We start from the raw sequence: 23,040 nt of genomic DNA, 5'->3' as shown, positions 1-23,040 counted from the left end.
GGTGCCATAAAAAACATCGCGGCCACGTCAGGGCGATCTTTTGTCCGTTTGACAACCTGTCAGGCAGTCACTAGTGTCCCCTTGGATCCAAATTTATTTCAGTCAAACAGGGTGCGTAGTTGTGACACAGAAGCCCAATCCTCTGAACAGCATCAAGGTCAACGGGCCGATTCCCGCTCACCTGGCACGCTCGGTGATCGAAGAAACCCTGCGTTCGGCCATTCTCGACGGTCGCATTCCCTGCGGCACCGCCCTGCGTCAGCAAGATTTGGCCGATCTTTTCGGTGTCAGCCGCATGCCAGTGCGCGAAGCCTTGCGCCAGCTCGAAGCCCAGGCGCTGCTCAACGTCATCGCCCATAAAGGTGCAGTGGTCGCACCGCTGGTTCAGGGCGATGCCGTGGAAACCTACGCGCTGCGGATCCTGCTGGAATCCGAAGCGTTGCGCCTGTCGATCCCGTTACTGGTCAATGAGGATCTCGAACAGGCTGCCCGCTACATCGACGACCTGGAAACGCAAAACAACTACACCGAAATCGGCCGGCTCAATCGGCTCTTCCACATGGCGCTGTACTGCAAGGCGCCGAACCAACGGCTGTTGAGGCTGGTGGAAGACGGATTGAACGAAGAGGAGCGCTTCCTGCGCTTCAACCTGGAAGCCATGGGCCTGGGCAAACTGTCCCAGGAAGACCACCGGGCGCTGTTGCTGGCCGTCGAAGTCCGGGACGTCGAGCGCGCGGTGAAGTTGCTCGAACAACACCTCAACCGGGGCGTCGAGGTCATCACACGCTACCTCAACAGCCCCGAAGCGCTGAACAAAAAAACCTCCAAGTAAACCGCGCCGGCAAGCCTAAGCGAGCAGATCGAACTGCTCGTTCTCGCTTGCCGCGCTGCGCTACGCCCCTCTCCAAAGCCCTGCCCTCGATTTACCCCTCTCAAGACCAACAATGACTCCGAGTCGATGACGCGCCGGTGATAGCGGCTGCCGTGATTTACGCTCACTCTTGGGCTGCCAACGAATAATGAACGGGCGACGCACCGCACGAGCGGCGCAGTCCCCGCACCAAGAACCTACGGAAGGAGTCTTGCCACGGGAAAGGAAGAACCGGCGTTGATCCCAGTCAACTTCCGCCCCCTCAATTCACTTTAACGACTCAGTTAGAAAGTTGCTTCGAGTGAGGCATTCACTCTTTATTTTAATTCTGACTTATATAAGCCGGAAGGAGTAACTACATCCAAATGAAACTCAAACTAAAAGTTTTATTGGAACTTGTCGCGCGCCATAAAGTTAAACTTTCAAATAATATAAAAATAACTTGCCCGACACTTTATTCATGTATTAGTTTTTCTCCGCCGCCTTGAATACGGGCGCCAGGCCGTCACTTAACGACGCATTGCAACTTACCCATATCAATTCGCTTGAGGCATCCGCTCGCCAGCAGAAAGCTTTAACTAACGATCGCTTATTCATTAAAACGCAACGGTATATCCAATTCACTTATAGGCTCACCCATGAAACCGACTAAAGACCGTCTCAACCAGAAGAAAGCAGAACTTAGCGCTCATCCGATCTTTTCTGAAATCAACTCACTGTCGGTATTGCAACGTTTCATGGAAACCCATGTGTTTGCAGTATGGGATTTCATGTCACTGACCAAACGCCTGCAACAGGAACTGACCTGCGTCCAGCTGCCCTGGCTGCCACCGCGAGATCCGCAGGCAGCGCGTTTGATCAACGAGATCGTGCTGGGTGAAGAGTCCGATGATCGTCCAGCTCACGGTCACTACAGCCATTTCGAGTTGTACCTTGATGCCATGCGTGAAGTCGGCGCCAGCACGGCGGTGGTCGAGCGCTTCGTCGCGCTGCAAAAAGAAGGCGTGAGTTACGACGTGGCACTGCAAAGCGTGGACGTCGATCCGGCGGCAGCGCAGTTCGTGCGCAACACGTTGCACACCGCGTTGCATGCGCCGGGGCACAGCGTTGCGGCGGCATTTCTGCATGGTCGCGAGAGCGTCATCCCGCAGATGTTCCAGCGAATTCTTGATGACTGGGGCATCGGCATCGAACAGGCGCCAACCTTCCGTTACTACCTCGAACGGCACATCGAAGTCGATTCCGAAGACCACGGCCCCGCCGCTGAAAAACTCCTCGCCCGGCTGGTCAATGGCGATCCGCAACGCGAGGAAGACGTCTACGCCAGCGCCATCGCCGCCGTAGAAAGTCGCATCGCCCTGTGGGACGGCCTGCGCCTGAGCATGACCGAATCGGTTGCAGAGGTGAACGCATGAACGCCGCCGACTACCAATCCTTCGCCGATGCCTGGGAAAGCCGCGCGACCATTCGTACCCGCCCCCGGCGCGTGCTGGAAAACGACGACAAACTGATCTACCCGTTGAGCCGCCAACCGTTGGTGCTGAGCGAAACCTTCCTGCGCGAATGCCCGGAGCAACGCGACTTTGCACTGGTGCAGACGCTCTACAAATTCATCAACGACGTGGTGATTTTCGAAACCGAAATCGTCGACAAGACCGCCCGCAGCATCGCCAAGAATCGCTTCGCCGTGGCCTTCCCGTTCGCCTGCCGTTACGACGCGATGACCGTGGTAGTGGACGAGGATTACCACGCGCTGGTGGCGATGGATTTCATGCAACAGACCGTCGCCATGACCGGCATCACGCCCATCGAACTGCCGGATGAAATCGAACTCAGCCGATCCATTCCAGCGGCCGTGGCACTTGCGCCGGAACACCTGCGCAACGCCGTGGAATTGATCTGCGTGGCCATCGCCGAGAACACCGTGACCGGCGATGTCGCGGCGTTCGCCAAGGACGACACGGTCAAGCAGTCGATCAAGGGCCTGATGGCCGACCACTTGCTCGACGAAGGTCGCCACTCCGGGTTCTGGGCGCGGCTGGTGCGCATCTACTGGCACACCGCGAGCGAAGATGACCGCCAATGCATCGCGCACATCCTGCCGGTGTTCATTGGCCATTACCTGACCAACGACATCCAGAAATCGTTCGACTTCCGCCTGATCGACGCCTTGCAGATCAGCGACGCCGCACGCCAGGCCCTCAAGAGCGAAGTGTCGGGGCTGGCCTTCCCGATCAATCGCCATCACCCGCTGGTCGCCAACATCGTGCGGTTTTTCCGCAGCAGTTCGCTGCTCGATTCGCCGTGCGTGCAAGACGCCCTCAGCGATTACCTGGTTTAACGAGGAGCCCATCATGAGACGTCTCGACATTCTGCTCATTGGACACAGCCAGGCCCTGACCGCCCTGGCGCTGGAACTTGAACAACACGGTCATTCTCTGGTGCGCCTGACAGCCGTCGACGAGCAGCCGTTGGGTAACGCTGATTTGCTGATCGACGACGCCAGCCTGCCTGTTCAAGACGTCGGCGATGTGCCGCGACTGACGCTGCAACTCGGTATCGGTGTGCCTGGGGTTTCTGGCCTGCCGCCGCTGGACGTGCTGTGCACCTACGGTTCAACGCTGTTCACTCGCGTGCCTATCACCGACGAACCTTCGGGCAATGGCCAGGCATTTCGCCTGCGTGCAGTGACGGAATTGGTCGATCACGTGGCGCTGCTGGTCAGCCGTTTCTGTCGCGATGCCGACTATTTTCTATTGGCCGACCCTGCTGCTCCCGCTCACTTCGAGCACGTGGAAAACCTGCTCTATTTGGAGAACCTCGCGTTTTTCCATCGGCTCAACCTCACGGCGGCTCCCGCGTTGCTGGAGCTCAGCAAAATCCCGATGATCGAGCGCCTTGAGCGGCGCTTCATCCAGTGTGCCGAACGACCCGCGCTAAACATTGCCGGCTCATCCCTGAGCTATCGGCATTTGCACGCCCACAGCCGCGCGATCCAGCAGCGTTTGCAGCCGTTGCTCGCTCAGCATCGCGGGCCGTTGGTGATCGGGATCTGCCTGCCAAAATGCAGCGCGTTGTACGCGGGGATTCTCGCGATTCTTGGCAGTGGCGCGGTGTACCTGCCGCTGGAGCCGAGCCATCCCCTGCAACGTCAGCAGTACATTCTGGAAAACGCCGGGGCAGTGTTGCTGCTGCATGACGGTGAACATCCGCTCGCGGCGCAAATGCCGGGACTCGACATCAGCCGCATCGACATCGGTGACGTGGATCTCGATCAACCCTTGATGCACCAACGACCCGATCCAGATGCGCCGTGCATGGCGCTCTATACCTCGGGCACCACCGGCCATCCCAAAGGCGTGTTGCTCAGCCAGGCCAACCTCGCGCACTTCACCGCGTGGTACGCCGACTATGTGCAGCTGACCGAACAGAGCCGCGTGCTGCAGTTTTCGTCGTTGAGTTTCGACTCGTCGCTGATCGATATCTTCCCGACCCTGCTCCAGGGCGCCGAGCTGATCGTACCCGGCGACGATCAGCGCCGCGATCCGTTGCAACTGGTCGAGCTGATCCGCCATCAACAACTGAGTCACGCCTTTTTGCCGCCGGCGTTGTTGAGCATCCTGCCGCTGGATCAATTGCAATGCCTCGATCACGTGATGACCGGCGGCGATGTCTGCGAACCCTACGTCATCGAGCAGCTCACCCGTCAGGGCAACCTCTACAACCTCTATGGCCCTACCGAAGCGACGGTGTTGATTACCGCGCGGCAACTGCGCACCGGCGACAGTAACCGCACCCTCGGCGCGCCTATCGCTAACAGTCAGGTGTTGATTCTCGATGAGGATTTTCATCCGGTGGCCGAACAAACCGTCGGCGAGCTGTACATCGTCGGTCCGGGCGTGTGCCTGGGCTACCTGAACAACCCGCAGCAGACCGCCGAACGTTATCTGAACCTGAGCCTGCCGGATGGCCAGAGCCTGCGCGCCTACCGCACCGGCGACATGGCGAAGTGGACCCGCGACGGCATCGAGTTGTGCGGACGGCGGGACAATCAGGTGAAGATTCGCGGCTTTCGGGTCGAACCAGAAGAGATCGAGCGCTGCCTGCGCGACAGTCAGTTGTACCGCCAAGTGGCAGTGGTTATCGACAGCCATCGACGGATTCTGGCGTTCCTCGCGCAGCCTCAGGAGGATCAACCCGGCACCGCTCGCGAAGCGCTGAAAGCCCACTCGATGCAGTTTCTGCCGGATTACATGCAGCCCACCGCATGGACCGAATTGCCGAGTATGCCATTCGCCAGCAACGGCAAAGTCGACCGCAAGGCGCTGCTGGCGATGCCCGTGAATGTCTCCGAAAACACCTTGCGGCGTTTGCCCGCCAGTGCCGATGAGGCGCTGTTGTTGGAGATCTGGGCTGAGCTGCTGGAGCTGCCGGCCAGCGATATTTCCACCGACGAAAGTTTCTTCAACCTGGGCGGCCACTCGATCCTGCTGTCGCGCATGCTCTTGCGTTTGCGGGAAGAGTTCGGTCGCAGCATCTCGATCAACCGCTTCATCGAATTGCCTTCCATTGCCAAGTTGGCGACCTTGGTGCGCGGCTCCGGCACCGAAGAGGTATTGAGCGAAAAAGCCTTGGCCGATGCCTTCCGCGAACTGGATATTCAGCCGTTGCCAGTCAACCGTATGGGCGATGTGCACAAGGTGATCGTTACCGGCGCCAACAGCTTTGTCGGCGTGCACATCGTCGAAGCGTTGCTCGCCTGGGGCGCCAGCGAAGTCGCCTGCCTGGTGCGCGATGGCGGTGGGCAATCGGCGACCGAGCGTTTTGCCCATGCGCTGCGAGAAAACCGTCTGGAGCATCTGGACCTGAGCCGGGTGCGGGTCTATGCGGCGGACATTACGCGTCCGTCATTGGGGCTCGAAGCGGATGTTTACGAGCGACTGGATCGGCAGTTCGGCGCGTTGGTGCACAACGCCGCCAACGTCAATCACGTACTCGATTACGAGTCACTGGTGTGGGACAACGTCGAGCCGATCTTCGAGTGCCTTCGGTTGTGCGAAGGGCGCAGCAAAAAGATCTTCAACTTCGTCTCGACGCTTTCGGCCTCCAGCACGATTGCCGCCGATGGTCGGGTGCTGGAATTGCCCGCCGCGCAAACCCCGCCGATCTACATCAAGAACGGCTACAACCTGTCCAAATGGGTCGGTGAGCGGATCCTCGAACGGGCTCGCGAACGTGGCGTAAGGGTCAATCTTTATCGCCCCGGCAACATCAGTTTCAACAGCCTCACCGGTGTCTGCCAGCCGCACAAAAACCGCTTGATGCTGATGCTCAAAGGCTCGATCCAGCTCGGCCAGGTGCCGGAGTTCGCACTGAATTTCGACCTGATGCCGGTGGATTTTCTCGCACGGTTCATCGCCTTCCATGCCAGCCGTTATTCACCCGAAAAAGCGGTGTTCAACCTGCACAACCCCGAGCCTCTGAGCTGGGATGCCTACGTCGCATCATTTCGTGAGGCGGGGCGGGAGTTTTCCATGGTCAGCGTCGCCGACTGGCAGCAGCAACTGGGCCGGGTCGACAGCGACAACGCGTTGTTCGGCGTGCTCGGTTTCTACCTCAACGGCTTCGAGGAAGACATCGGCGACATCTCAATGATCGGCCACGCCAACGCCCAGGCGGGCGTACGGCAGATGGGCGCGCACTACCCGGAAAAATCCCCGGCGCTGCTGCGTCGCGGCTGCGACTACCTGAAAGAAATCAACTTCATCTGACTCACTCAACCGGAGCAAAACCATGAAAACCCTACAACCCGATACCCTGATCAAAAACCCTCAAGGCTGCCACGTGGTGTCTTCAGTGGAAGTGCCGGCCGATGCCAAGAAGGTCTGGGCAGTGGTCGGTAACTTTGCCGGCTTCGATCAATTCATTCCGGCGCTGTCGCACATCGAGATGACCGGTGAAGGCGTGTCGTCCCTGCGCAAGAAATTCTTCAAGGACGGCAACCTGGTGGTCGAGCAACTCAACGCGCGGGATGACCGGGCGCTGAACATGACCTGGACCACGATTTACAACACCTTGGGCGTGGCCAATTTGTGGGCGGCGATGAGTGTTGAACCGCTGGGTGCGGACAAATCCCGAGCGACCTGGACCATCATCGCCGAACCCGCACAGGGCGGCGCCGAGGCATTGCCGGGGTTCAGGGATTTCGTACAGGGCTTTGCCGATGACTCGATGAGCAATGTGCTGAAGCTGTTTGCGTAGGGCTTTGGTTCAGCGGTGACTAATCTACCGCTTTCGCGAGCAAGCTCGCTCCCACATTGATCTTCAGTGATCACAACATTTGTGAACGACTGAGAACCCCTGTGGGAGCGAGCTTGCTCGCGAAGAACGATAACGCGGTCCAACTGACCTGAATCAGATTTTGAAGCTGTCGACCAACTGCTTCAATCGGTTCGCCTGCAAGGACAACGCATCGCAATCCTTCAGCGTTTCATTGAGGTTGGCCACGCTCTGCTGGTTCAGCAGGTTGATCTGGTTAACGTCGACGTTGAGGGTTTCCACGACCGCCGTCTGCTCTTCGGTTGCCGCGGCCACCGACTGGTTCATGCCGTCTATTTCGCCGATGCGCTGGGTCACGCTGACCAGTCGCAGACCGGCCTGGTTCGCCACTTCGACGCTCTGTTCGCTGGAGACCTGACTGGCGTTCATCGTGGTCACCGCTTCGCGAGAACCGATCTGCAGCGAGGTGATCATCTTGTGGATCTCCTCCGCCGATTCCTGAGTGCGGTGAGCGAGGTTTCGCACCTCGTCCGCCACCACCGCGAAACCACGACCGGCTTCACCGGCGCGGGCCGCTTCGATGGCCGCGTTGAGCGCGAGCAAGTTGGTTTGCTGGGAGATGCCTTTGATCACATCCAGAATGTGCCCGATGTTGTCGGTGCTGGCGTTCAGGGTTTCGATCTGGGTGCAGGACAGGCTGATTTTCTGCGACAACTCGGTCATCGCCAGAATGGTTTTCTCCACCACCTGACGACCATCATCAGCCTGCTCGCTCGCGCCGCTGGCGTGCTGGGAAGCATCGGCGGCGTTGCGGGCGATTTCCTGGGTGGCGGCGCCCAACTGGTTGATCGCCGCGGCCACACTGTTGGTGCGGGCGCTTTGCTCGTCGGAGCCGACGATCGAGGCGTTGGACGAGGCCATTACCCGTTGCGACAGATCGTGAACCTGGCGGGTGGCCGACGACACTTCGGAAATTGACGCGTGAATTCGCTCCACGAACTGGTTGAACGAACCGCCCAGCTCACCGAATTCGTCTTTGCTTTCCACGGCCAGACGTCGAGTCAGATCGCCCTCACCTTGAGCAATGTCCTGCATCGCACGGCCCATGGTGGTCAGCGGACGCATCAGCACGTTGATCAGCAGGCTCAGCAGCACTGCAATGGCCGTCACGGCGATGAACATCGCGATTAGCGCAGAAGTACGGAACTGACTGAGTGGTGCGTAGGCCTTGTCCTTGTCGATCGACAGACCGATGTACCACTCGGCATTCGGCAAACCACTGACCGGCGTGAACGAAAGGATACGGTCCTGCTTGTTCAGGGTGACTTCCTGATTGCCCTTCTCGATGCGCACGCCGGCGTTCGGGTAGATGTCCTTCAGGTTTTTCATCACCTGGTCCTTGTCCGGGCTGACGATCACCTGACCGTCGGCGCTGACCAGGAATGCGTGGCCGATGCCACCGAAATCCACCGAGTTGATGATCTTCACCAGCGTTTCCAGGCTCAGGTCGCCGCCGACCACGCCGAGCAACTCGCCGTTCTTTTTCACCGGCAGGGCGATGGTCACCACCAAGCCACCGACGGCAGCCATGTAAGGCGGGGTCAGCATGGTCTTGTCGGCAGCCACGGCTTGTTTGTACCAGGGGCGCTGACGTGGATCGTAACCGTCAGGCATCTTCGCGTCCGGGCGCTGAGTAAACACGCCGTTGGCCTGGCCCACGTAGGTGAACTGGAAGTTCGAGGTCAGGGCCGGTTGACTGACCAGCCCCGGGAGGTCGGCATTGGCGCCTTGATGGGCGACGTTTTGCGCGAGGTTTTCCAGCACCAGCACACGGCCACTCATCCAGTTCTGCACGCTGCTGGCGGTCAGATCGCCGGCCTGCTGGACGCTCGATTCAAGATTTTGACGGATGGTGTTTCGCTGCAGATAGTCGTTGTACAAAGTGAACAACGCAAAAGCCAGCACCACGACGCCGGAGGCGGCCAGAAGGATTTTATGGCTGAATTTGAGATTCATTTCATGGGACTTCTTATGCAAAAAGTGGGGATGCGTTCCGGGTTGCAACATTCCATGTACAGCGCAGGCAGGGCTCTGGGGCCGCTCTACTTTGGTGCACGCATGTCTCATCAGTCTGTCGGCACAAAACGGAGAAATCTTAGGCGTTTGTACGAAATGATCGGTATTCCTGTAAGTTACCCGCCGAACGGCGTGCCAGAGCGCCTGCTCAGTCTTTTTGTGATGACGGTTGTTCGTACGGCAGTTGCAAATTCCCCCGCGCCTTTGTGCGAACGATCGCTTTTGGTCTGGTGATCGACCATTGGCGCTGTGAAAAAATCGAACGCGCCTATCTGGAAAGCATTGCCCGCATGCTCGAAGTCCTGAAAGCCGAAAGTGCGTCAGGCGTTTCTGCTGGCGCAGTGCGAAGGGCTTACCCACAAACACATCGCCGAGCAAATGGGTTTGTCTCTGCGTTCAGTGGAGCGCTGTGTGCGCCGACGCGCTGTATTACTGATGTCTGTGGATAACGCGCGGTGAACCGCATCAGCAGGTGCTGCGTCTGCGTAACAACTCGGCTAATGCAAGGCTACGTCAGCAATGCGACGTCTGGCGGGCGAACACCATGAAGACGAACTGGCCTTGGAAGTGGAAGCGCATTTGCAGCTGATGACCCATTGAGCGTTTAGCGAGCCCATAACGACAAAACCCCTGTCTGCGTTAGCAGACAGGGGTTTTGGAATTCAATCTTGACGATGACCTACTCTCACATGGGGAAACCCCACACTACCATCGGCGATGCATAGTTTCACTGCTGAGTTCGGGATGGGATCAGGTGGTTCCAATGCTCTATGGTCGTCAAGAAATTCTGTGAGCAGCCCGTTACAGCGTAACGTGCCAGCAAAATTGGTGACTTCTACTAAAACAAAACCCCTACCTGCATACGCAGATAGGGGTTTCGGAATTTAATCTTGACGATGACCTACTCTCACATGGGGAAACCCCACACTACCATCGGCGATGCATCGTTTCACTGCTGAGTTCGGGATGGGATCAGGTGGTTCCAATGCTCTATGGTCGTCAAGAAATTCGGTAGCCAGGTCGTGGGCCTTTGCAGGTTCACGCTCCAGCGAATGGGTATGCGATAGTTGGGTGTTTTGTGAGTATCTCGAACTTTCGGTTCGTTTCGTCTTCACACACCGCAATCTGGTGCTCTTTCGCTTTTTAGCTCGAAGCATGCAAATTGCTTGGGTGTTATATGGTCAAGCCTCACGGGCAATTAGTATTGGTTAGCTCAACGCCTCACAGCGCTTACACACCCAACCTATCAACGTCGTAGTCTTCGACGGCCCTTCAGGGGACTCAAGGTCCCAGTGAGATCTCATCTTGAGGCTAGTTTCCCGCTTAGATGCTTTCAGCGGTTATCTATTCCGAACATAGCTACCCGGCAATGCCACTGGCGTGACAACCGGAACACCAGAGGTTCGTCCACTCCGGTCCTCTCGTACTAGGAGCAGCCCCTCTCAAATCTCAAACGTCCACGGCAGATAGGGACCGAACTGTCTCACGACGTTCTAAACCCAGCTCGCGTACCACTTTAAATGGCGAACAGCCATACCCTTGGGACCGGCTTCAGCCCCAGGATGTGATGAGCCGACATCGAGGTGCCAAACACCGCCGTCGATATGAACTCTTGGGCGGTATCAGCCTGTTATCCCCGGAGTACCTTTTATCCGTTGAGCGATGGCCCTTCCATACAGAACCACCGGATCACTAAGACCTACTTTCGTACCTGCTCGACGTGTCTGTCTCGCAGTCAAGCGCGCTTTTGCCTTTATACTCTACGACCGATTTCCGACCGGTCTGAGCGCACCTTCGTACTCCTCCGTTACTCTTTAGGAGGAGACCGCCCCAGTCAAACTACCCACCATACACTGTCCTCGATCCGGATAACGGACCTGAGTTAGAACCTCAAAGTTGCCAGGGTGGTATTTCAAGGTTGGCTCCACGCGAACTGGCGTCCACGCTTCAAAGCCTCCCACCTATCCTACACAAGCAAATTCAAAGTCCAGTGCAAAGCTATAGTAAAGGTTCACGGGGTCTTTCCGTCTAGCCGCGGATACACTGCATCTTCACAGCGATTTCAATTTCACTGAGTCTCGGGTGGAGACAGCGCCGCCATCGTTACGCCATTCGTGCAGGTCGGAACTTACCCGACAAGGAATTTCGCTACCTTAGGACCGTTATAGTTACGGCCGCCGTTTACCGGGGCTTCGATCAAGAGCTTCGCGTTAGCTAACCCCATCAATTAACCTTCCGGCACCGGGCAGGCGTCACACCCTATACGTCCACTTTCGTGTTTGCAGAGTGCTGTGTTTTTAATAAACAGTCGCAGCGGCCTGGTATCTTCGACCGGCATGGGCTTACGCAGTAAATGCTTCACCCTCACCGGCGCACCTTCTCCCGAAGTTACGGTGCCATTTTGCCTAGTTCCTTCACCCGAGTTCTCTCAAGCGCCTTGGTATTCTCTACCCAACCACCTGTGTCGGTTTGGGGTACGGTTCCTGGTTACCTGAAGCTTAGAAGCTTTTCTTGGAAGCATGGCATCAACCACTTCGTCACCCAAAGGGTAACTCGTCATCAGCTCTCGGCCTTAGAATCCCGGATTTACCTAAGATTCCAGCCTACCACCTTAAACTTGGACAACCAACGCCAAGCTGGCCTAGCCTTCTCCGTCCCTCCATCGCAATAACCAGAAGTACAGGAATATTAACCTGTTTTCCATCGACTACGCTTTTCAGCCTCGCCTTAGGGACCGACTAACCCTGCGTCGATTAACGTTGCGCAGGAAACCTTGGTCTTTCGGCGTGGGTGTTTTTCACACCCATTGTCGTTACTCATGTCAGCATTCGCACTTCTGATACCTCCAGCAAGCTTCTCAACTCACCTTCACAGGCTTACAGAACGCTCCTCTACCGCATCACCTAAGTGATACCCGTAGCTTCGGTGTATGGTTTGAGCCCCGTTACATCTTCCGCGCAGGCCGACTCGACTAGTGAGCTATTACGCTTTCTTTAAAGGGTGGCTGCTTCTAAGCCAACCTCCTAGCTGTCTAAGCCTTCCCACATCGTTTCCCACTTAACCATAACTTTGGGACCTTAGCTGACGGTCTGGGTTGTTTCCCTTTTCACGACGGACGTTAGCACCCGCCGTGTGTCTCCCATGCTCGGCACTTGTAGGTATTCGGAGTTTGCATCGGTTTGGTAAGTCGGGATGACCCCCTAGCCGAAACAGTGCTCTACCCCCTACAGTGATACATGAGGCGCTACCTAAATAGCTTTCGAGGAGAACCAGCTATCTCCGAGCTTGATTAGCCTTTCACTCCGATCCACAGGTCATCCGCTAACTTTTCAACGGTAGTCGGTTCGGTCCTCCAGTTAGTGTTACCCAACCTTCAACCTGCCCATGGATAGATCGCCCGGTTTCGGGTCTATTCCCAGCGACTAGACGCCCTATTAAGACTCGCTTTCGCTACGCCTCCCCTATTCGGTTAAGCTCGCCACTGAAAATAAGTCGCTGACCCATTATACAAAAGGTACGCAGTCACCCAACAAAGTGGGCTCCCACTGCTTGTACGCATACGGTTTCAGGATCTATTTCACTCCCCTCTCCGGGGTTCTTTTCGCCTTTCCCTCACGGTACTAGTTCACTATCGGTCAGTCAGTAGTATTTAGCCTTGGAGGATGGTCCCCCCATATTCAGACAAAGTTTCTCGTGCTCCGTCCTACTCGATTTCATGACCAAGAGATTTTCGCGTACAGGGCTATCACCCACTATGGCCGCACTTTCCAGAGCGTTCCGCTAATCTCAAAGCCACTTAAGGGCTAGTCCCCGTTCGCTCGCCACTACTAAGGGAATCTCGGTTGATTTCTTTTCCTCAGGGTACTTAGATGTTTCAGTTCCCCTGGTTCGCCTCTTAAGCCTATGTATTCAGCTTAAGATAACCATCTTATGATGGCTGGGTTCCCCCATTCAGACATCTCCGGATCAAAGTCTGTTTGCCGACTCCCCGAAGCTTTTCGCAGGCTACCACGTCTTTCATCGCCTCTGACTGCCAAGGCATCCACCGTATGCGCTTCTTCACTTGACCATATAACCCCAAGCAATCTGGTTATACTGTGAAGACGACATTCGCCGAAAATTCGATTCTTGCTCATAAAGAGCAACTCACAAATTTTACCTTAGCCTGATCCGTTACCAGTGAAAGTAACGTCCAGTCTATCTTTCTATCACATACCCAAATTTTTAAAGAACGATCTAGCCAAAGACTAGAAATCAACATTCACCATCATCAGATGGAATGCTCATTTCTAAGCTTTCAACAAACAGAAGCAGTAGTGGTGGAGCCAAACGGGATCGAACCGTTGACCTCCTGCGTGCAAGGCAGGCGCTCTCCCAGCTGAGCTATGGCCCCGTATTTCTACAGGTTCCCACACAAAATTGGTGGGTCTGGGCAGATTCGAACTGCCGACCTCACCCTTATCAGGGGTGCGCTCTAACCAACTGAGCTACAGACCCAATTTCGAGCTTTAAGGCCGACCTCACCCTGCTCCTTACCACAGAGCATGGGGTGCGCTCCAACCAACTAAGCTACAACCTGTTAGGGCTGCTTCTTATCGTCTTCTTCAATGAATCAAGCAATTCGTGTGGGAACTTATGGAGCAGCTGATGTCGTCGATTAAGGAGGTGATCCAGCCGCAGGTTCCCCTACGGCTACCTTGTTACGACTTCACCCCAGTCATGAATCACACCGTGGTAACCGTCCTCCCGAAGGTTAGACTAGCTACTTCTGGTGCAACCCACTCCCATGGTGTGACGGGCGGTGTGTACAAGGCCCGGGAACGTATTCACCGCGACATTCTGATTCGCGATTACTAGCGATTCCGACTTCACGCAGTCGAGTTGCAGACTGCGATCCGGACTACGATCGGTTTTCTGGGATTAGCTCCACCTCGCGGCTTGGCAACCCTCTGTACCGACCATTGTAGCACGTGTGTAGCCCAGGCCGTAAGGGCCATGATGACTTGACGTCATCCCCACCTTCCTCCGGTTTGTCACCGGCAGTCTCCTTAGAGTGCCCACCATTACGTGCTGGTAACTAAGGACAAGGGTTGCGCTCGTTACGGGACTTAACCCAACATCTCACGACACGAGCTGACGACAGCCATGCAGCACCTGTCTCAATGTTCCCGAAGGCACCAATCCATCTCTGGAAAGTTCATTGGATGTCAAGGCCTGGTAAGGTTCTTCGCGTTGCTTCGAATTAAACCACATGCTCCACCGCTTGTGCGGGCCCCCGTCAATTCATTTGAGTTTTAACCTTGCGGCCGTACTCCCCAGGCGGTCAACTTAATGCGTTAGCTGCGCCACTAAGAGCTCAAGGCTCCCAACGGCTAGTTGACATCGTTTACGGCGTGGACTACCAGGGTATCTAATCCTGTTTGCTCCCCACGCTTTCGCACCTCAGTGTCAGTATCAGTCCAGGTGGTCGCCTTCGCCACTGGTGTTCCTTCCTATATCTACGCATTTCACCGCTACACAGGAAATTCCACCACCCTCTACCATACTCTAGCTTGTCAGTTTTGAATGCAGTTCCCAGGTTGAGCCCGGGGATTTCACATCCAACTTAACAAACCACCTACGCGCGCTTTACGCCCAGTAATTCCGATTAACGCTTGCACCCTCTGTATTACCGCGGCTGCTGGCACAGAGTTAGCCGGTGCTTATTCTGTCGGTAACGTCAAAACACTTACGTATTAGGTAAATGCCCTTCCTCCCAACTTAAAGTGCTTTACAATCCGAAGACCTTCTTCACACACGCGGCATGGCTGGATCAGGCTTTCGCCCATTGTCCAATATTCCCCACTGCTGCCTCCCGTAGGAGTCTGGACCGTGTCTCAGTTCCAGTGTGACTGATCATCCTCTCAGACCAGTTACGGATCGTCGCCTTGGTGAGCCATTACCTCACCAACTAGCTAATCCGACCTAGGCTCATCTGATAGCGCAAGGCCCGAAGGTCCCCTGCTTTCTCCCGTAGGACGTATGCGGTATTAGCGTCCGTTTCCGAGCGTTATCCCCCACTACCAGGCAGATTCCTAGGCATTACTCACCCGTCCGCCGCTCGCCACCAGGTACAAGTACCCGTGCTGCCGCTCGACTTGCATGTGTTAGGCCTGCCGCCAGCGTTCAATCTGAGCCATGATCAAACTCTTCAGTTCAAACATCTTTGGGTTTTTAAGAAACCCTAAACTTGGCTCAGCAATCGTTGGTTACATCTTTGATTTCTCGCGGAGTAACTTGTGATGCTGATAATCTTGTTGACTATCAGTCTGACTCCACAAGCACCCACACGAATTGCTTGATTCAGTTGTTAAAGAGCGGTTGGTTAAGATCTTTCGTCTCAACCGAGGCGCGCATTCTACAGCAGCCTCTGTTGCTGTCAAGCGGTTATTTTTCGAAGTTTTCAAAGTTTCCTTTGCAACTTCAACCACTTGCGCTTGCGATCTCTCGTTAGCGGGAGGCGAATTCTACAGCGTTACTCGCTGCTGTCAACACCTCTTTTACACCGCTGTCGACCGAGAAGATCGAACCGTTAAAAGAGCCAAACAACGCCACCCTTTCAACTCCTTCTGGGCTTCGATGACCTGAAGCAACTCGCTGTCGAAAACTGCGTAACTCATTGTTTTCCAAGGAGTTTTCCGTTTCGACTGCGCCGGAAGTGGGGCGAATTATAGACTTCCAGAATCTGCCGTCAACCCTTAATTGAGCTTTTCTATCAAACACTTGAAGAACGCCGGAAAACAGCCAGTTTCCTCTCTATATAGGAGAGTAAAAACACTCCCCCTATATAGAGGAAATCCTCAGAGCACCCCGGCTTCTTTGAATGCCGACACAGCACCAGCATCCAGACCCAACACCCGCTGCAGAACCTCCAGCGTATGCTCCCCTAATAGAGGAGGCGCATTGCGATACTCCACAGGCGTTTCGGACAGACGAATCGGACTCGCCACTTGCGGCACCATCCCGGCCAGTACATGGGGCAGCTCGATCGCCAACCCGCGCGCCTTAACCTGAGGATCCGCAAACATCTGAGCCAGATCATTGATCGGCCCGCACGGCACACCTGCTTGCTCCAGCCGCAGCACCCACTCAGCAGTCGTCTTGAACACAGTCGCCTGGCGAATAAGCGGAATCAACACCGCACGATTCGCCACCCGCAACTTGTTGGTCGCAAAGCGTGGATCATCTGCCCACTGCGGCTGACCAGCCACTTCAGCAAACTTGCGAAACTGCCCGTCATTACCCACGGTGAGGATGAAGTCTCCATCTGCCGTAGGAAAGTCCTGATAGGGCACGATATTCGGATGAGCATTACCCAGGCGCTTCGGTGCATTGCCCGTGGTCAGGTAATTCATTGCCTGGTTAGCCAGACAAGCCACCTGAACATCCAACAGCGCCATATCAATATGCTGACCGCCGCCGTCATGATCCCGATGAGCCAGTGCCGCCAGAATCGCCACCGTCGAGTAGAGCCCGGTCAAGATGTCCGTCAGCGCCACGCCGACTTTCACCGGCCCGGCACCCTCATCCCCTTCGGGTCGCCCCGTCAGACTCATCAGACCGCCCAGTCCCTGGATCATGAAGTCATAACCCGCGCGCTTGGCGTAAGGGCCTGTCTGACCAAACCCGGTAATCGAGCAATAGATCAGATTAGGATTGATCGCCTTTAGAGACTCATAGTCCAAACCATATGCCGCCAGCCCACCGACCTTGAAATTCTCGATCAGGATGTCCGACTTCGCCGCCAGATCACGCACCAGCTTCTGCCCTTCAGGCCGAGTGAAGTCGATGGTCACCGATTGCTTGTTACGATTGGCCGACAAGTAATAGGCGGCCTCGCTGGTGTTCTCGCCATAAGCATCTTTAAGAAAAGGAGGCCCCCAGGCGCGCGTGTCATCGCCATTGCCCGGACGCTCAACCTTGATCACCTCAGCGCCGAGGTCAGCAAGGATCTGTCCGGCCCACGGCCCGGCCAGAACCCGCGATAAATCCAGTACCCGTAGATGCGAAAGCGCGCCCATGGCCGTTCTCCTATTAATAGAACGCCTGGATGCCAGTCTGAGCACGACCGAGGATCAGCGCGTGGACGTCATGCGTACCTTCATAGGTATTCACCACTTCCAGGTTGACCAGATGGCGAGCAACACCGAACTCATCGGAAATACCGTTACCACCCAGCATGTCGCGCGCCATGCGAGCAATGTCCAGGGACTTGCCGCAGGAGTTGCGCTTCATCATCGAAGTGATCTCGACCGCCGCAGTACCTTCATCTTTCATACGACCCAGACGCAGACAGCCTTGCAGCGCCAGAGTGATTTCGGTCTGCATGTCGGCCAGCTTCTTCTGGATCAACTGAGTTGCAGCCAAAGGACGACCAAACTGCTGACGATCCAGGGTGTATTGGCGAGCGGTGTGCCAGCAAAACTCGGCCGCGCCCAGCGCGCCCCAGGAAATACCGTAACGTGCCGAGTTAAGGCAAGTAAAAGGGCCTTTCAAGCCACGGACATCCGGGAAGATGTTCTCTTCAGGGACAAACACGTTGTCCATGACGATTTCGCCGGTGATGGATGCACGCAGGCCAACCTTGCCGTGAATCGCAGGAGCACTCAGGCCTTTCCAGCCCTTCTCCAGAACGAAGCCACGGATGTCGCCGGCATCGTCCTTGCCCCAGACCACGAACACATCGGCGATCGGGCTGTTGGTGATCCACATCTTGCTGCCGGTCAGGCTGTAGCCGCCTTCCACTTTGCGCGCACGAGTAATCATCGCGCCTGGGTCGGAACCGTGGTTAGGTTCGGTCAGACCGAAGCAACCAATCCATTCACCTGAAGCCAGTTTCGGCAGGTACTTCTGTTTCTGGGCTTCGGTACCAAATTCATTGATCGGCACCATGACCAGCGAGGACTGCACACTCATCATCGACCGATAGCCGGAGTCGACACGCTCGACCTCACGGGCGATCAGGCCGTAGCTGACGTAGTTCAGGCCGCTGCCACCATACTGCTCGGGGATAGTCGCGCCCAACAGACCTATTTCGCCCATCTCGCGGAAGATTGCCGGGTCGGTCTTTTCATGGCGGAAAGCTTCGAGAACACGCGGCGCGAGCTTCTGCTGAGCGAATTGCTCAGCGGTGTCGCGAATCATGCGTTCTTCTTCGGTGAGCTGTTGATCCAGCAGCAGGGGATCTATCCAGTTGAAGCTAGCTTTACCGCCCATGAGTGTGTCCTCTCGAATCGGGTCAAATAACGTGGGCTGATCCTAGGCCGGGTTCGGCGTTACGGCAAACGAGGATTTTGCATACTGTTGTGCTAATTTCTCACTCCGAAACATCGCAAAGTAGCTTTTATGCAATGTATTAGTGAGGTTGACGTACATGCGCAGGAAAATCCCCAGCACAACGGCCCTGATCAGCTTTGAAGCCGCGGCTCGCCACGAAAGTTTTACCAAGGCGGCTCAGGAGCTTTCGCTCACTCAGGGCGCCATTTGCCGACAGATCGCCAGCCTTGAGGAGTTCCTCAGTGTAGAACTGTTCCGACGCTCGCGACGCGGGGTCAAGCTGACAGAGGCCGGTCTTTCCTACAGCCGCCGGGTGGCCACCCAACTCGATGCCGTTGAACGGGACACCTTGTCAGTAATGGGCCAGCAAGGTGCCAACGTGATCGAGCTGGCGGTGGTTCCAACCTTCGGCACTCAATGGCTGCTGCCACGACTCAAGGATTTCCAGCAAAAACACCCGGAAGTGACGGTCAACCTCACCAACCGAACGCGCCCCTTCCTGTTTGCCGACACCGACTTCGATGCCGCGATCTATTTTGGCGACGCGGACTGGTCGGGTACCGAATCCCACAGGCTGATGGGCGAAAATCCGATGCCGGTGTGCAGCCCCAACCTCCTGGGAAAAAAGACAAACCTGTCTCCCGGCGACATCGCTGAATTGCCCCTGCTGCAGCAGACCACTCGCCCTTATGCCTGGCGTCAATGGTTCAACTCCCAAAACCTAAATGTCCCACGAGACATGACAGGGCCGCGCTACGAGCTATTCTCCATGCTTGCTCAAGCCGCCATGTACGATATGGGAATAGCGCTGATTCCACCGTTCCTGATTCAACGCGAACTGGCCGAGAAGCGCCTGGTCATTGCCAACGCCCAAGCGCTATCAAGCATCAAGGCGTATTACTTGATGATTCCCGAGCGAAAGGTCGAATCGGCCTCTTTAAGGGCATTTCGCGATTGGCTGGTCAATCAGGCACAGAGCTACAGCCTAGAAGGATAAAGGCTTTGCGCCATTAGTTGACCTCGTAGTCAGCAAAATCAAAGCACTACAGATATAAGTATTTGTCGCATATTCGAAGACTGTACCGACAAGCAGTACAAACGTCCCACAAGGGCCTTAAAACGTGGCCTTGAGCCTCTATTGCGGAGCAATAACGACTCATTCACCTGGCCGATGTGAAAATTCTTCAATTTTTACAAGAATCCTTACAAGTCACGGCCTGCAAGGGATTGAACCGGTCAGTTGCGACATTCGGTCACGGGGTGACTTGTAGTTAATTTTCCGTCACCCGTCATAAACCCTTGAAGGGCATTAAGTTCGCCTGCAAAATGCCGCGCCCCGCCCTGATTTGGCGGGATCGTGCTGATCGGCCGCCCCCAGCCGCACCATCCGAAGTGCCTGGGTTTACTCAATAAGATCACGCAGGAGATTTGACGTGCACATTGGTGTTCCTCTCGAAACCCAGACCGGTGAAACACGGGTTGCTGCAACCCCGGAAACCATCAAGAAGCTGATCGGCCAGGGTCATAAGGTCACTGTGCAAAGCGGCGCCGGCAATAATGCCAGCGTTGTCGACAGTGCCTATGAAGCGGCAGGCGCAATTATTGGCAGCGCCAACGATGCGTTTGGTGCCGAGCTGATTCTCAAGGTGGTCGCCCCCAGCGACAGCGAACTGACGCTGATTAAAAGCGGCACCGTTGTGGTGGGCATGCTCAACCCGTTCAGCAACGAAATCATTGCCAAGCTGGCTGAGTGCGGCATTACCGCTTTCGCACTGGAGGCCGCGCCGCGCACCTCCCGCGCTCAGAGCCTGGATGTGCTGTCCTCCCAAGCCAATATCGCCGGCTATAAAGCCGTGTTGCTGGCCGCTCACCACTACCCTCGCTTCATGCCGATGCTGATGACTGCTGCCGGTACCGTGAAAGCGGCGCGCGTGCTGATTCTCGGCGCTGGCGTGGCTGGTTTGCAGGCGATCGCTACGGCGAAACGTCTGGGTGCAGTGATCGAAGCGTCTGACGTACGTCCTGCGGTAAAAGAGCAGATCGAATCCCTCGGAGCCAAGTTCGTCGACGTACCTTACGAAACCGATGAAGAGCGCGAGTGCGCCGTCGGTGTCGGCGGTTACGCACGACCAATGCCCGCGAGCTGGATGCAACGTCAGGCCCTGGCCGTGCACGAACGCGCCAAACAGGCTGACATTGTCATCACCACCGCACTGATCCCGGGCCGCAAGGCACCAACACTGTTGAGCGCGGAAACCGTGGCGCAGATGAAGCCAGGCTCGGTGGTCATCGACCTCGCTGCAGCCCAGGGCGGTAACTGCCCTCTGACCGTGGCCGATCAGGTCGTCGTCGAGAATGGCGTGATCATTTGCGGCCCGACCAACCTGGCCGGCGCAGTTGCGGCAGACGCTTCGGCACTGTACGCGCGCAACCTGCTGGACTTCCTGAAGCTGGTCTTCAACAAAGAAGGCCAGTTCGAGATCAACCTCGAAGACGACATCGTCGCCGCGTGCCTGATGTGCCGCGACGGCCAAGTCATCCGCAAAAACGCCTAAGCAGGGATTCAGACGATGGAAGAGCTTATCTCCCCCGGTATCTACAACCTGATCATCTTCGTGCTGGCGATTTATGTCGGTTATCACGTGGTCTGGAACGTTACACCTGCACTTCACACGCCTTTGATGGCGGTAACCAACGCGATCTCGGCGATCGTGATCGTCGGCGCCATGCTGGCCGCGGCGTTGACCGTGACGCCACTGGGCAAAACCATGGGCACCCTGGCGGTGGCTCTGGCGGCGGTGAACGTGTTTGGTGGCTTCCTGGTTACCCGCAGGATGCTTGAGATGTTCAAGAAAAAAGCCCCGAAAGCAGTAAAAGAAGAGGCGTCCAAGTAATGAGCATGAATCTTGTAACGACGCTCTACTTGATCGCGTCGATCTGCTTCATCCAGGCCCTCAAAGGCCTGTCGCACCCTACGACCTCCCGACGCGGCAATGTGTACGGCATGCTCGGCATGGGATTGGCGATCGTCACCACCATCGGCCTCATCTATAAGCTGAGCGCGCTCTCTTTTGGGCAAGGCGGGGCCACCGTCGGCATCGGATACGTCATCGTAGGTCTGTTGGTCGGCGGTACCGCCGGGTCGATCATGGCCAAGCGCGTTGAAATGACAAAAATGCCGGAACTGGTCGCCTTCATGCACAGCATGATCGGTATGGCCGCGGTGTTCATTGCCATCGCTGCTGTCGTTGAACCGCAATCGCTGGGCATCGTCAAGCAACTGGGTGACTCCATTCCTGCCGGTAACCGCCTGGAGCTGTTCCTCGGCGCGGCCATCGGTGCAATCACCTTCTCCGGCTCGGTAATCGCGTTCGGCAAGCTGTCGGGCAAGTACAAGTTCCGCCTGTTCCAGGGCGCACCCGTACAGTTCGGCGGCCAGCACAAGCTGAACCTGCTGCTGGGTCTGGCGACGCTGGCACTGGGTATCACCTTCATGCTGACCGGCAACCTCGGTGCTTTCGCCCTCATGCTGGCCCTGGCCTTCGTGATGGGTGTGCTGATCATCATCCCGATCGGCGGCGCCGATATGCCGGTGGTGGTGTCGATGCTCAACAGCTACTCCGGCTGGGCAGCGGCAGGTATCGGCTTCTCGCTGAACAACTCGATGCTGATCATTGCCGGCTCCCTGGTGGGTTCATCCGGTGCGATCCTCTCGTACATCATGTGCAAGGCGATGAACCGTTCGTTCTTCAACGTATTGCTCGGCGGTTTCGGCAACACGGCAGATGCAGCTGGCCCGGCAGGTTCGAAAGAGGCCCGTCCGGTGAAATCCGGTTCGGCTGACGATGCGACCTTCCTGCTGACCAACGCCGACACTGTGATCATCGTTCCGGGTTATGGCCTGGCGGTGGCACGCGCCCAACACTCACTGATGGAACTGGCGGAGAAGCTGACTCACCGGGGAGTCACCGTGAAGTTTGCGATCCACCCGGTGGCTGGTCGGATGCCAGGGCACATGAACGTCCTGCTGGCCGAGGCCGAAGTGCCTTACGAGCAAGTGTTCGAGATGGATGACATTAACTCCGAGTTCGGTCAGACCGACGTGGTGCTGGTGCTCGGCGCCAACGACGTGGTCAACCCGGCCGCGAAGAACGACCCGAAATCGCCAATTGCCGGCATGCCGATACTCGAGGCCTATAAAGCCAAGACCGTGATCGTCAACAAGCGCTCGATGGCCAGCGGCTATGCCGGTCTGGACAACGAACTGTTCTACCTCGACAAAACCATGATGGTCTTCGGCGACGCCAAGAAAGTCATCGAAGACATGGTTAAAGCCGTCGAGTAAAACCTGCGGAAGCAGCAATACCCAAAACCTCAGCCTTTAGTAGGCTGGGGTTTTTTATTGCCCGCTAAAAACCGACCAAAGGCTCTAAATCAGGACTCTGCATTCGACCATGGTAGCGGGAGGAATTTTTTTGAAATCACTAAACTGCACACCT

At 56.3% G+C, this 23,040-nt stretch carries 13 protein-coding genes, 2 tRNA genes, 4 rRNA genes and 1 pseudogene; 11 read left to right on the top strand and 9 right to left on the bottom strand.

Annotation, left to right across the window (positions count from 1 at the left end):
- Positions 1-121: 121 nt before the first annotated feature.
- The 5 genes from ACMXYH_RS01570 to ACMXYH_RS01550 all read left to right on the top strand — a co-directional run bounded on the left by ACMXYH_RS01570 (position 122) and on the right by ACMXYH_RS01550 (position 7,132).
- Positions 122-832, top strand: coding sequence for a GntR family transcriptional regulator (locus ACMXYH_RS01570; protein ID WP_129439559.1), 711 nt, complete (start codon positions 122-124; stop codon positions 830-832).
- Between the two features lie 677 nt (positions 833-1,509).
- On the top strand, positions 1,510-2,286 hold the full coding sequence (locus tag ACMXYH_RS01565; protein WP_415766087.1) for a DUF3050 domain-containing protein: 777 nt from the start codon (positions 1,510-1,512) through the stop codon (positions 2,284-2,286).
- Entirely contained in the window at positions 2,283-3,212 is a 930-nt protein-coding gene (locus tag ACMXYH_RS01560) for a diiron oxygenase (RefSeq protein ID WP_415766086.1), read from the top strand. The genes ACMXYH_RS01565 and ACMXYH_RS01560 overlap by 4 nt, the downstream gene beginning before the upstream one ends.
- Positions 3,213-3,225: 13 nt before the next feature.
- Entirely contained in the window at positions 3,226-6,642 is a 3,417-nt protein-coding gene (locus ACMXYH_RS01555; RefSeq protein ID WP_415766085.1) for an amino acid adenylation domain-containing protein, read from the top strand.
- A 22-nt stretch (positions 6,643-6,664) separates the two neighbouring features.
- Complete coding sequence (locus ACMXYH_RS01550; protein ID WP_415766084.1) at positions 6,665-7,132, top strand: SRPBCC family protein; 468 nt, start codon at positions 6,665-6,667, stop codon at positions 7,130-7,132.
- Positions 7,133-7,285: 153 nt separating this feature from the next.
- On the opposite strand, the gene ACMXYH_RS01545 is transcribed toward ACMXYH_RS01550, so the two are convergent.
- Positions 7,286-9,166 (bottom strand): methyl-accepting chemotaxis protein, encoded by a 1,881-nt coding sequence (locus tag ACMXYH_RS01545; protein ID WP_056745790.1) that lies wholly within the window; start codon positions 9,164-9,166, stop codon positions 7,286-7,288.
- Here ACMXYH_RS01545 and ACMXYH_RS01540 point away from each other — a divergent pair.
- Both ACMXYH_RS01540 and ACMXYH_RS01535 read left to right on the top strand, forming a co-directional pair.
- A complete protein-coding gene (locus ACMXYH_RS01540) occupies positions 9,146-9,460 on the top strand; it encodes a hypothetical protein (RefSeq protein ID WP_415767776.1) in 315 nt (104 codons plus the stop codon). The genes ACMXYH_RS01545 and ACMXYH_RS01540 overlap by 21 nt on opposite strands.
- Positions 9,421-9,685: pseudogene (locus ACMXYH_RS01535) on the top strand (sigma factor-like helix-turn-helix DNA-binding protein); the annotation flags it as partial. The gene ACMXYH_RS01540 and the pseudogene ACMXYH_RS01535, both read left to right, overlap by 40 nt.
- A gap of 207 nt (positions 9,686-9,892) precedes the next feature.
- Here the strand turns inward: ACMXYH_RS01535 and rrf (ACMXYH_RS01530) are convergent.
- From rrf (ACMXYH_RS01530) to ACMXYH_RS01495, 8 genes are all read right to left on the bottom strand, one after another.
- Positions 9,893-10,008: ribosomal RNA gene (gene rrf / locus ACMXYH_RS01530) — 5S ribosomal RNA — on the bottom strand.
- Between the two features lie 106 nt (positions 10,009-10,114).
- A 5S ribosomal RNA gene (rrf, locus tag ACMXYH_RS01525) occupies positions 10,115-10,230 on the bottom strand.
- Between the two features lie 173 nt (positions 10,231-10,403).
- Positions 10,404-13,295, bottom strand: a 23S ribosomal RNA gene (locus tag ACMXYH_RS01520).
- Between the two features lie 248 nt (positions 13,296-13,543).
- Positions 13,544-13,619, bottom strand: a tRNA-Ala gene (locus tag ACMXYH_RS01515).
- A 27-nt stretch (positions 13,620-13,646) separates the two neighbouring features.
- Positions 13,647-13,723 (bottom strand) — tRNA-Ile (locus ACMXYH_RS01510).
- 161 nt (positions 13,724-13,884) lie between these two features.
- Positions 13,885-15,423 (bottom strand): 16S ribosomal RNA (locus tag ACMXYH_RS01505).
- Together the 16S, 23S and 5S rRNA genes with 2 tRNA genes alongside form the textbook arrangement of a ribosomal RNA operon.
- Before the next feature lie 642 nt (positions 15,424-16,065).
- Complete coding sequence (locus ACMXYH_RS01500; RefSeq protein ID WP_415766083.1) at positions 16,066-17,286, bottom strand: CaiB/BaiF CoA transferase family protein; 1,221 nt, start codon at positions 17,284-17,286, stop codon at positions 16,066-16,068.
- A 13-nt stretch (positions 17,287-17,299) separates the two neighbouring features.
- The gene (locus tag ACMXYH_RS01495) at positions 17,300-18,481 is read right to left on the bottom strand and encodes an acyl-CoA dehydrogenase (protein WP_129439574.1); all 1,182 of its coding nucleotides are present in this window, start codon (positions 18,479-18,481) and stop codon (positions 17,300-17,302) included.
- A 157-nt stretch (positions 18,482-18,638) separates the two neighbouring features.
- Here ACMXYH_RS01495 and ACMXYH_RS01490 point away from each other — a divergent pair, with 157 nt between their 5' ends.
- The 4 genes from ACMXYH_RS01490 to ACMXYH_RS01475 all read left to right on the top strand — a co-directional run bounded on the left by ACMXYH_RS01490 (position 18,639) and on the right by ACMXYH_RS01475 (position 22,886).
- Complete coding sequence (locus tag ACMXYH_RS01490; protein WP_415766082.1) at positions 18,639-19,538, top strand: LysR family transcriptional regulator; 900 nt, start codon at positions 18,639-18,641, stop codon at positions 19,536-19,538.
- Between the two features lie 436 nt (positions 19,539-19,974).
- The gene (locus ACMXYH_RS01485) at positions 19,975-21,096 is read left to right on the top strand and encodes a Re/Si-specific NAD(P)(+) transhydrogenase subunit alpha (RefSeq protein WP_129439578.1); all 1,122 of its coding nucleotides are present in this window, start codon (positions 19,975-19,977) and stop codon (positions 21,094-21,096) included.
- Positions 21,097-21,111: 15 nt separating this feature from the next.
- Positions 21,112-21,435, top strand: a complete 324-nt coding sequence (locus ACMXYH_RS01480; RefSeq protein WP_017335806.1) for an NAD(P) transhydrogenase subunit alpha — start codon at positions 21,112-21,114, stop codon at positions 21,433-21,435.
- Positions 21,435-22,886 carry an NAD(P)(+) transhydrogenase (Re/Si-specific) subunit beta gene (locus ACMXYH_RS01475; protein WP_415766081.1) on the top strand — a complete coding sequence of 484 codons (1,452 nt, stop codon included), beginning with the start codon at positions 21,435-21,437 and terminating at the stop codon, positions 22,884-22,886. Before ACMXYH_RS01480 ends, ACMXYH_RS01475 begins: the two co-directional genes overlap by 1 nt.
- Positions 22,887-23,040: the final 154 nt, after the last annotated feature.

This window comes from Pseudomonas frigoris, assembly GCF_047758635.1.
Lineage (GTDB): Bacteria > Pseudomonadota > Gammaproteobacteria > Pseudomonadales > Pseudomonadaceae > Aquipseudomonas > Aquipseudomonas frigoris.
This window is presented reverse-complemented; position numbering and strand designations above follow the sequence as displayed.

Coding starts and splice junctions, on each gene's coding strand:
- ACMXYH_RS01555 (WP_415766085.1), top strand. CDS start 3,226: ATGAGACGTCTCGACATTCTGCTCATTGGACACAGCCAGGCCCTGACC.
- ACMXYH_RS01490 (WP_415766082.1), top strand. CDS start 18,639: ATGCGCAGGAAAATCCCCAGCACAACGGCCCTGATCAGCTTTGAAGCC.
- ACMXYH_RS01475 (WP_415766081.1), top strand. CDS start 21,435: ATGAGCATGAATCTTGTAACGACGCTCTACTTGATCGCGTCGATCTGC.
- ACMXYH_RS01550 (WP_415766084.1), top strand. CDS start 6,665: ATGAAAACCCTACAACCCGATACCCTGATCAAAAACCCTCAAGGCTGC.
- ACMXYH_RS01560 (WP_415766086.1), top strand. CDS start 2,283: ATGAACGCCGCCGACTACCAATCCTTCGCCGATGCCTGGGAAAGCCGC.
- ACMXYH_RS01565 (WP_415766087.1), top strand. CDS start 1,510: ATGAAACCGACTAAAGACCGTCTCAACCAGAAGAAAGCAGAACTTAGC.
- ACMXYH_RS01540 (WP_415767776.1), top strand. CDS start 9,146: ATGGCTGAATTTGAGATTCATTTCATGGGACTTCTTATGCAAAAAGTG.
- ACMXYH_RS01545 (WP_056745790.1), bottom strand. CDS start 9,166: ATGAATCTCAAATTCAGCCATAAAATCCTTCTGGCCGCCTCCGGCGTC.
- ACMXYH_RS01500 (WP_415766083.1), bottom strand. CDS start 17,286: ATGGGCGCGCTTTCGCATCTACGGGTACTGGATTTATCGCGGGTTCTG.
- ACMXYH_RS01495 (WP_129439574.1), bottom strand. CDS start 18,481: ATGGGCGGTAAAGCTAGCTTCAACTGGATAGATCCCCTGCTGCTGGAT.
- ACMXYH_RS01480 (WP_017335806.1), top strand. CDS start 21,112: ATGGAAGAGCTTATCTCCCCCGGTATCTACAACCTGATCATCTTCGTG.